This window comes from Streptomyces sp. NPDC002623, assembly GCF_053592635.1.
Window position 1 is genome coordinate 428,125 of the sequence record NZ_JBSFWB010000007.1, and the last position, 8,740, is coordinate 436,864.

The following is an 8,740-nucleotide window of genomic DNA, read 5'->3' on the forward strand; positions in this document are numbered from 1 at the left end:
TGCGGTAATGACTTCGCTGCTCAGGGGGCTGGATGAGGCAATTTCTTACTCCTGCCTCGTCGAGCACCATGAGCGCGATGAAGATCTGCAGAACACCGACTGGGCATCGTGCCTGCTCCCGAGTCCACCGAGTGGACCACCTCTTGGGGGCGCACCCGGACCTCACCCGTGAACTAGCGTTACTTGAGTACCGACCAGAACGTCGTGTAGTGATCCTCGGTGTAGTACACCTCCCGTCCCCGTCCAGTCACGATGCGCCGGGCACCGCGGTCCTGGGCGCTCGGGGTCTGAACGGTGTATTCCCGGTAGTAGCCGTGCGGGCGGGTCGGCAGCCGACGCTCGAAGTTCGAGAAGACAGCATCATCCTGCGCATACGGGAAGGGGCCGCCCGCGGCGATGAGGGCGAGGGCCTGGCGGGCCTCGACGGGCAGCCGAGCTTCGTTGACGGTGCACGTACCCTGCACGCAACCCGCCGCAAGGTTCCCTGAGGGCGAGGTCATCCGCGCCTCCTCGATATCGTGGCCAATGCAGGCCGAAACCGCCCAACGACAGATCGCCGTAAAGCTCTGTAAGATTACACGTTACAGAGGCGGTCAGGCCCGCCCATTAAGCGGAAGTAGGGGATCGATGCCGATCAACGACGCGGCAACCGAGCCGCTTGCCGAGCTGGCGACTGCGCTCCAAGATCTATACGGCCAGGCAGGCAGGCCCAGCCTGCGCTCCCTCGCGCAGCGCATCGGCACGGTCAGCCACACCACAGTGGCCGACACTCTCAAGGGCAGGCGGCACCCCTCGTGGGTGACTGTCAACGCAATCGTCCGCGAACTGAACGGCGACGAGGAACGGTTCCGGCGACTCTGGCTGTCGGCCACGACCGACACGAGTGCTCGCACGCCTCCCCGCCCGGCCGGCGGGGAGCCCGTCGCCTTTTGGTGCTATAGCCGACGGGACGACGAATTGGACGGCGGGAGGATTACCCGACTGGCCCAATCCATCGCATATGAGTTTGAAATCATTACAGGCGAAGAGTTGAAAATATTCCTGGATGATGCATCGATCTCGTGGGGTGAATCTTGGCGCACTCGGATCGACATGGCATTGTCAAGCGTCACATTCTTCATTCCCGTCGTGACTCCACGATTCCTTAAAAGTCAAGAATGCCGGAAGGGGGTAATCACTTTCGCAGGCCACGCTGCCAGTCTAAACCTGGAAGACCTCCTGCTCCCCATTCACTACGTTAACGTTTCACAACTCTCCGGCGATGACGCCGATGACGAAGTGGCGGCGCTAGTCGCTCGGCAGCAATGGGAGGATTGGCGTGAGCTTCGCCTAGATGACGAAAAGTCGCCTACCTATCGGCAGGCAATCCATAGGCTCGCGCTCCGAATTAGTAACATCATCGATTCGGCTTCGACCGTTCTACCGCCCGATTCAAATCGCACAATAGGAGATTTCGATGAGCCTGAATTCATCGAAGTCATGGCGGTCACAAAGGATGCCCTCCCTAAATGGACGGCGACTATCGAAGAATTTTCCGAAGTCACTCAAGCCATCACTGCGGAAATCGATTGGGCTGCCAACGAGTTGACTTACTCGGACGCAAGAGGGGGAGGATTTGCGGGCAGAGTTCGAGTTACGCAAGAAATGGCCAAGCGCCTTGCTGCGCCCGTCAAGACCATGTCACAACTAGGAACCAAGTACTCAACCGGGCTTCTTGAGGTTGACCCCGGAATCATTTCGCTCATCAGGCAAGCATCCGAAGGTGTCCTGGATGAGAGAGGCGAGGTGATGGTCATGGAATTCATCCAAAGCGTCAAAGAACTCGTCAGAGTAACTCAAGAGGTCACACCTCAGCTGAATACCTTCTCGGATAGCGCACGGCAACTGGCGAGAGAGAGTCGCCACATTCGGCCAATCATGAACGAAATGCACGTTGCATTGCAGAAGATCGTGGACGGGCAAATCATTATTGACGAGTGGGATCGACTAATCGACGATTTTCGGAAGGGTAAAGAGGCGTCGGTCACATAGGCGAACCATCGTGAGCGGTGGTTCGAGATTAAAGACATGGCGGCATCGGGGGCAAGAGGAAGTCAGCTCGGCGGCTTGAGACGATGGTGGAGCCTCTTGGCGAGTGCATTCCTCGTCGTCACGTGGATCAACGGGGCAGCAGGCCCGGCGGTGATCACCACCCTGTCCGCTGCAGTTCTCCTCATGTCCTTCTTTCAAGCTCCAGTAACTTGTGGGGCTCCGGTAAGAGGACGGGCCGATGGTTGCCGCAACAACGTCACCGGCATCCTCCTAGGTCGCCACATCCATCAGCACCGCTGACAGAAGCTGAAGTTGCTGATCTTCCGACGGCGAGTACGCGAGTTCTGCTCCAGACTGCTCTCAGACAGCAAGGCTGCCCTTGTCGCACTGGCAGCAGTGGGTAGCTTCCTCTGAGGAGCAGTTGCTCTGATACCCGGCGCTGCCATGCACTGACCTCAGCGGGCGTTCGTTGCACCACATCATCAGGCTGCGTCCAGCGCTTCATCGGTGCCCCACAAGCGTCCGTGGGGCAGCCAAAACAGGAGTAACCGCGGTTGTAGCAAGCCATGGGTACCTAGGGCGAGATGTTGGTAACGGCTTCCGCAACGCCCTTGGCAACACATCGTTACCAGATGAGACTAGGAGTAGGGGCTCATCAGAGAGACGCGGGGTGGCGTAATGGGGGACTTGCTTGCGGCCGTAGGAACGGCTCAGACGAATATTGATCAACTTGCTCAACCGGCTGAGTTGCGGGCAGCAGCCGAACGTGTGGTGGAGCTGGCTAAATCTTCAGGTGCCTTCACGGTGCTGGCAGCCAGCCCTGTGGCAGAACGGCTGGTCGGGGCTGTCCTGCAAGTATCGAGTGCCCTTCGGAGCCTGACGGCCAAATCTCCAACCGCGGGCAATGTGCTGATCGTTGACGTCAATCTCGCAAGTGGAACAGCAGTCGCGCAAGCGGCTCGTTTGGCGCGGAAGGCCGGCGCAGAGCACATCCATGCGGCGGTGCTACATCAGTTGACTCCGGTCACAGCGCGAGCTGCCGACTGCGGGGTTGACGAGTTGACGGTTCTGGAGCAGACGCCGAGCAGTGCGATCAGCTTGCCCAGCTATACGGGGACTCCTTCAGGCTTGTGACTGCAGCCCGGACAACGCAGCAGCAGCTGCCTCACCGCGCTTGGCGTCGAGTTTCTTCCCGCGAGCTAGCGCGTCTGCCTTGCTTGTCCCGAACACTTCCCCCAACTCCTTGCCGTTGCGCAGGGTGACGTCCTGAATTTTCTGTTCGCGGCACACGTAGGCGAGCGCCCCTTCGATCATGAGGCGATGGCGGGGCCCTGAGGTCCGGTTTCCAGCTGGCGCAGTGTCAGCAACCTTGATGACGACGGTGTTGGGACTGGCACCGGAGAGCGTGCTACTGAACTTGCGGGCCAGGTCCTCAATCTGATCAAGAATCAACGTCTCTGCAGTCCGAAGTTCGCAAGAATCGACAAGTTTTGACTCCTGAAGATCACCCTCCGCAAATACCAGGGTGAGGACGGGTGAGCGTCCAGCAGCGAACGACGTACTGACTCCGAGCGTCAACATGCAGCTCACTATAAGCTGTTCGGCATGCTCGGATCTGTTGCTGCCCAAGTGGGCGACCGCATCAATGATCGTTACCGCGTTCTCGCCATGTTGGGGGTAGGTACCTTCGGCGAGGTCTACCGTGTCGCTGATGATCATTTGGGCACCGAGGTGGCATTGAAGCTACTGAAGCCCCAGCAGAACCAACCTGCCAACTGGGATGAAGCGCAGACTCTGAAGCAGCTCAGTAGCGAGTTTTTGATGCCTGTCTTGAACGCCGACATTGTAATCGGATCGGATATTCGATACATTACGACGCCGATTATGGGCGGCGGCGACCTGGAAAACTTCGCAGACGAATTCGGTGTCGCTCCAAGAATGGCGATTCGCTGGGGCCAGCAACTGGGTTTCGGGCTGGATCGAATGCATAAGGCGGGTCTACTGCATCGAGACGTAAAGCCGGGAAATGCCTTCCTTGACGAAAAGGGAGATGTGCTGCTCGGTGATATGGGGATGGCTATATCCGTAAACGCCGCAGGGTGTGCACCGGCGAACGGTACTATGGCCACCGTTGCACCCGAAGTTCTTTCTATGGCGCAGGATGCGTGCTCTGTGGCCTCCGATGTATATTCTCTCGCCGCAACCGTCTTTTTTATATTGTCGGGACAGTATCCGACGGGACCCAAGGAGATTGGGCTAGCTGAAAGGAGAGGCTTGATCCTGGCGAGTCAATTCAATAGTATTCGCGATGTGGCCCCCCATGTCTCGTTGAGCCTCGCCAAGGTGATTGATAGGGGACTTTCAATTTCGCCGGGGGGTCGTCAGGGGACGGCACGAGACTTCGCCAACGAATTGGCGCGTTGTACTCATCATCGACGGTCTTGGCGACGAACTAACCCTCATCCTGGGCATCTCATGTGTTTTGAAGCACAGGCCACGCCCACAGCTCAGCCTCTAAATGTTTGCGTGCTCCAGCAAAGCTCATCCCATGTTTCCATTGAATCCAGGATCTCAACTGGGAGACGTGTAAAGAAGCATGAACGCAACAGAGTTTCCAGGGCTGAACTGGCAGCCGCGCTACGCAAGATTTTCAAGGAAGTTTGAGCACATTTTCTACTGACACTGCCTGATTTGCGGTTAGCCGCTACTTGTGTATGGGTGATTCTTTGAAATTTTCACATTCAGTAAAACTTAAAAGGGGAGTTCTGGCCCGGCCGCGCCTCGCTTGATATTCGTAATGCGTTCATGAAAATCCCGGGTGGCTGTTTCGCGCGGATATCGTGAACGAAGTTCTTTATCCAGTTCGTCGGCGACTAAAAGCAGGGACGGGAGGGACTTGCGGTCGGCTTCGAGGGCCGTGGTGCCCATGCCGATGGCTTCTTCTATGTCGCCGGTGCGGGCGGCGGCAACTCCGAGTGTGAGGCGGGCTTCTGCTGCGCGCATGGGGGAGGCCTCGGTGCCGTCGGGGCCGGTGCTGATGCGGATTACTGAGCGGGCGTGGGCGGCGGCGCGTTCGTCGTCTCCGAGGAGGCGGTAGGCGTCCATCTCGTAGAAGTCCCACTTGTCGGGGTCGATGATGAAGTGGTGTTCGGGGTGGTCGGGGCGGGGTAGGCGGTCCAGTCGGGCGCGGCCGGCGTCGAGGGAGTCTCGGACCAGGCGGGCGTTTCCCATGCGGGCGGCGGCTCGTGCCTTGTGGGCGTAGAGCTGGACGCCTACGGAGTGGGTCTGGTCGGCTACGTGGCCGGCCTCGACGGCTTCGAGCATGTCTTGCCAACGGCTCTGGGTGAGGGCGAACCACGCCTCGATCTCCCATGCCCACGCCATGATCTCGCCGTGTCCGGCCTCCTGTCCGATGCGCAGTGCGGCGGCCTTGCTGAGGTTCGCGGCCTCGCGCTGACCTCGGTCGTACTGGACACACGCGTTGAGCAGAAAGAGCCATCCAGTGTCGACCAGTAGTTCCCGGTGCTGGCGGAGCGTCGTTCGGCCTTCGAGCTGCTTGGTGACGTACTGGAGGCCGTTGCGGGTGCGGTCGTGGAGGTAGTCGGCATCGGCGTACGGGTACGCGCGCGCGAGTTGGTCGATGCCCTGTTCAATCGACTCTAGGGCGGCACTGTTGATGCTGGACATCTCGGTGCGCCGGAGCATCTCGGCGATGTCCCACAGACCGGCTCCGCCCTGCGCGATAAGCGTGCTCGGATCGTCTGTCGGGGAGGTGGTGGCCGGTCGTTCCAACTCCCACGGCCGCGGTGCGAGTCCCGCGAGATGGCCAGGGATGCGTAGGCCGTCGACGACTTCGAGGATCTTGTAGTGCTGGGTGATCCGTGGGCGGACGCCTTTGCCGTCGGTCTCGGGGCGGGCCATCTTGCCGATGTGTTCGCGCTTGTAGCCGACGGCTTCGGAGATCTTGGCGTAGCTGACGTGGCCGTGGAGCCTGGCGAGTCTGAAGACCTCGCCGAAGTCGTGGTTGGCGATCGCTGACCGCACGTCCGCGCGCTCCAGCACGTGCGGCGGCAGAGCTGCCGGTGTCGGTGCTGCCTCGGCCATCTCACTTCCCCATCGTGATTGACCTGACGCCCTTCGTCAGATCGGCTCTCTCGATCTGCACTCACGTCCTATTGCCCAGTGTACCGGTGAGGGGGGTCCCCAAGAGGGGGGAGCGGCAGGTGGGTTGAAGGGGGCACCCTCATCTCCCTGCCGGGAAAGCCTCGGTAGACGTGACCTGAGACGGGGCCCGTTCATGGACGCGAAAAGAGCGCGATCACATGCGCACTTAGCGAGTGAACTGGACGCGCATGCACACTGGTTCGCCGCGCCGGATCCTTCGTCCGGCGGGCACTACCTCACCCTGACCCTCTTCACGGAGTGCGACAACGTGGCCCGTGTCGCGCGGGACCAGACGGCCGAATTCCTGCGGGGCGTGGGGGCTGGTGAGGCGGTGGACGACGCTCGACTGATCGTTTCAGAGCTGGTCGGCAACGTCGTGAACCATGTGGTACCGGAACGCTCCCTGACACGTCCTGGCGGCTCCCGCCGTGTCGACGTGCACTTCAAGGTGTGGCCGAAGTGGCTGTTCATCGGGGTCGCGGATGAGGACTCGTCACCGCCGCTGCTACCGCTCGGTGACACGTTCTGGCCGGGCCTGATGGAAGAGCTGTCGGAAGCGGTCCTGCCGGACAACGGCCGGGGACTGCTGATCATTCAGCGTTTGGCGGCGGCGGTCTGGTGGACGCCGGAAGACCGGGGCGGCAAGACCGTGTGGTGCCGAATCGACCTCGACGGCGGAACTCGGGGCCATCCGTCCTGATGATCTCCGGCTGTCGTCATCCGTGTCACTCCCTCGGGAGTGGTCCGACAGCCGGGAGCCGGAGGGCGAGCCCTCCGGAGATCGGGGCGTGGCTCCTGGGCTGGTTCGCTGAGTTCCCCACTCAGCGCCTGGGGGCCACGCCTCACAACCTCATACCGAGACCGGGCCACCCTCTCAGCCCTGGAAAGCAAGGGGTGGCCCGGTTGGGGAACGCGAAGATCCCCGGTGCCTGATGGTACCGGGGTCTTCGTGCTGTGCATCTGCCCTGGGCCAAAGAGAGTTGACGATCCGTTATCCAGATCAGGGCAGAGGTGACAGCAACATGACTGGCTCGGGTGAAGGTTGGCTGAGCGATGGACTCGACGGCGTCACGGGGGCGGGCTCCGGGCTGTGGGTGTCCGGCGTTGACTACATTGCGGGCTGGCGTACAGCGCGTGAGGCTGCGGACCGGCTGAACCGGGCCTTACTGGGGTCCGGCCTGGAGTTATCCGAGTTACGGGCGGTCGCCTCGACGCACGAGGACGGGCGCGGGGTCGTGCGCATTACGGGCTGGCCGAATGCCGTGGATCAGCTCGCCGTGCTCCTGGAGGCCCTCGCCGATGGTGACGGCGGTGCGGAGTGAAGGGTGTTTCCGCTGGTGAGCGGTGCACGTGGGCACGTCGCCGGCCGCAGAGACTTTGGGCAGGAGCTGCCATGGGGCGAGTGAACAGGGGGCCTTACGCTCGCCCGGCGAATCGGGCAGGTACTGAACCTGCCCGGTGTTGTGCCCGATTGGCCCCCTGTTCTTCGAGGCTCGCCCCATGGTGGCTGCCTAAAGTCTCGGAGGCCGTCGACCCCCGGCCACCCACGCCCCGGCCCTCGACGAACGGTCGACCCTTCGACTCGTCTGGCTGGCTGCGGTGTGGGGCGTCCGGCGACCGGACGGGACCGGCGGCCACGCCGCACGCCCGGCCGGGGCGGCCGGGCGGCCCGGCGCGCCGCAGGCGCGCCCTTGAGGAAGTGAAGACTGTTTCGACCGATGCGCGTTGCCGGTCAACCTCGGGTGCGTCGTACGGGCTGCTTGTCGGCGGCGATCTGGTAGGCGAGTTCGGCCCGGTCGGCACCGACGCGGAGTTCTTCGAGGATCAGCGGTCGGTCGTCGGTGTCGTGGGTGACGCGGGACAGGTGCAGGATCGGTGTCGCATCGGGGAGCTGGAGCGCGGTGCGCTCGTCGGGCAGAGGCATGCGGGCCCGTACGGTCTCCGTCCACGTGAGCTTGTGGCCGTCCTCGGTGAGCAGCCGGTAGAACGCGGCCGGACGCTTGCAGGGCTCCTCGGCGAGCAGCGGAACGCTGTCGGCCACGGCGAACGGGACCAGGGTGCGGTGCAGCGCGCGCGTGCCCGTGCTCGGGTCGAACAGCAGCCGGTCACATCCGAACAGGGCTTCCTCCTCGCCGAGTTGAAGAAGTCTGCCGGTGGTCTTCGTCGTGTGGGTGCGGTAGGCGCTCGGCTCTTCGGTCTCCTGCCACACGTCGCCGTTGGGCATGACGAACTTGCCGTCAGCCGTGCGACTGATCCGGCGCTCGATCGTCAGCGAGGGCTGGCCGTCGGAGCGCACGAAGCTGCCCTTGCCGTGGCGGACGTCGATAAGACCTTCGGCGCGCAGGGCTGCGATGGCGTTGCGGACGGTCGGGCGCGAGACGCCGTAGCGGGTCATGAGTTGGGCTTCGGACGGCAAGAGGGAGTCGGGTGAGAACTCACCCGACAGGATCGCTTCGCGGATGGCGGCGGCGACCTGCTGGTAGAGGGCTCCGGGGCGCTGGATCTCCGACATCTGGGCATCTCCGACGGGTCGGGGTCATAGGCA

At 62.2% G+C, this 8,740-nt stretch carries 9 protein-coding genes; 5 read left to right on the forward strand and 4 right to left on the reverse strand.

Features of this window, described 5'->3' with window-relative positions:
- Nucleotides 1-179 precede the first annotated feature (179 nt).
- The gene (locus tag ACWD4O_RS16225) at nt 180-500 is read right to left on the reverse strand and encodes a ribonuclease domain-containing protein (RefSeq protein ID WP_451280304.1); all 321 of its coding nucleotides are present in this window, start codon (nt 498-500) and stop codon (nt 180-182) included.
- Nucleotides 501-627: 127 nt separating this feature from the next.
- Between ACWD4O_RS16225 and ACWD4O_RS16230 the strand changes: the two genes are divergently transcribed.
- Nucleotides 628-2,031: a molecular chaperone Tir gene (locus tag ACWD4O_RS16230; protein WP_451280305.1), complete on the forward strand. Its 1,404-nt coding sequence runs from the start codon at nt 628-630 to the stop codon at nt 2,029-2,031.
- Between the two features lie 678 nt (nt 2,032-2,709).
- Complete coding sequence (locus ACWD4O_RS16235) at nt 2,710-3,165, forward strand: phosphoribosyltransferase (protein WP_451280306.1); 456 nt, start codon at nt 2,710-2,712, stop codon at nt 3,163-3,165.
- Here the strand turns inward: ACWD4O_RS16235 and ACWD4O_RS16240 are convergent.
- Complete coding sequence (locus tag ACWD4O_RS16240) at nt 3,154-3,612, reverse strand: hypothetical protein (RefSeq protein ID WP_451280307.1); 459 nt, start codon at nt 3,610-3,612, stop codon at nt 3,154-3,156. The two genes, ACWD4O_RS16235 and ACWD4O_RS16240, sit on opposite strands and share 12 nt — an antisense overlap.
- 24 nt (nt 3,613-3,636) lie before the next feature.
- Between ACWD4O_RS16240 and ACWD4O_RS16245 the strand changes: the two genes are divergently transcribed.
- Nucleotides 3,637-4,695, forward strand: a complete 1,059-nt coding sequence (locus tag ACWD4O_RS16245; protein WP_451280308.1) for a serine/threonine protein kinase — start codon at nt 3,637-3,639, stop codon at nt 4,693-4,695.
- A gap of 87 nt (nt 4,696-4,782) precedes the next feature.
- On the opposite strand, the gene ACWD4O_RS16250 is transcribed toward ACWD4O_RS16245, so the two are convergent.
- On the reverse strand, nt 4,783-6,135 hold the full coding sequence (locus ACWD4O_RS16250; protein ID WP_451280309.1) for a tetratricopeptide repeat protein: 1,353 nt from the start codon (nt 6,133-6,135) through the stop codon (nt 4,783-4,785).
- A gap of 193 nt (nt 6,136-6,328) precedes the next feature.
- Between ACWD4O_RS16250 and ACWD4O_RS16255 the strand changes: the two genes are divergently transcribed.
- Nucleotides 6,329-6,895 (forward strand): ATP-binding protein, encoded by a 567-nt coding sequence (locus tag ACWD4O_RS16255; protein WP_451280310.1) that lies wholly within the window; start codon nt 6,329-6,331, stop codon nt 6,893-6,895.
- Nucleotides 6,896-7,217: 322 nt separating this feature from the next.
- A complete protein-coding gene (locus tag ACWD4O_RS16260) occupies nt 7,218-7,517 on the forward strand; it encodes a hypothetical protein (RefSeq protein WP_451280311.1) in 300 nt (99 codons plus the stop codon).
- 410 nt (nt 7,518-7,927) lie between these two features.
- Here the strand turns inward: ACWD4O_RS16260 and ACWD4O_RS16265 are convergent, their stop codons facing one another.
- Nucleotides 7,928-8,707, reverse strand: a complete 780-nt coding sequence (locus ACWD4O_RS16265; protein WP_451280312.1) for a GntR family transcriptional regulator — start codon at nt 8,705-8,707, stop codon at nt 7,928-7,930.
- Nucleotides 8,708-8,740: the final 33 nt, after the last annotated feature.

What these genes read in the sequence shown, in the direction of transcription:
- ACWD4O_RS16250 (WP_451280309.1), bottom strand. Translation starts at nt 6,135, where the DNA reads ATGGCCGAGGCAGCACCGACACCGGCAGCTCTGCCGCCGCACGTGCTG.
- ACWD4O_RS16230 (WP_451280305.1), top strand. Translation starts at nt 628, where the DNA reads ATGCCGATCAACGACGCGGCAACCGAGCCGCTTGCCGAGCTGGCGACT.
- ACWD4O_RS16265 (WP_451280312.1), bottom strand. Translation starts at nt 8,707, where the DNA reads ATGTCGGAGATCCAGCGCCCCGGAGCCCTCTACCAGCAGGTCGCCGCC.
- ACWD4O_RS16225 (WP_451280304.1), bottom strand. Translation starts at nt 500, where the DNA reads ATGACCTCGCCCTCAGGGAACCTTGCGGCGGGTTGCGTGCAGGGTACG.
- ACWD4O_RS16240 (WP_451280307.1), bottom strand. Translation starts at nt 3,612, where the DNA reads ATGTTGACGCTCGGAGTCAGTACGTCGTTCGCTGCTGGACGCTCACCC.
- ACWD4O_RS16255 (WP_451280310.1), top strand. Translation starts at nt 6,329, where the DNA reads ATGGACGCGAAAAGAGCGCGATCACATGCGCACTTAGCGAGTGAACTG.
- ACWD4O_RS16245 (WP_451280308.1), top strand. Translation starts at nt 3,637, where the DNA reads ATGCTCGGATCTGTTGCTGCCCAAGTGGGCGACCGCATCAATGATCGT.
- ACWD4O_RS16260 (WP_451280311.1), top strand. Translation starts at nt 7,218, where the DNA reads ATGACTGGCTCGGGTGAAGGTTGGCTGAGCGATGGACTCGACGGCGTC.
- ACWD4O_RS16235 (WP_451280306.1), top strand. Translation starts at nt 2,710, where the DNA reads ATGGGGGACTTGCTTGCGGCCGTAGGAACGGCTCAGACGAATATTGAT.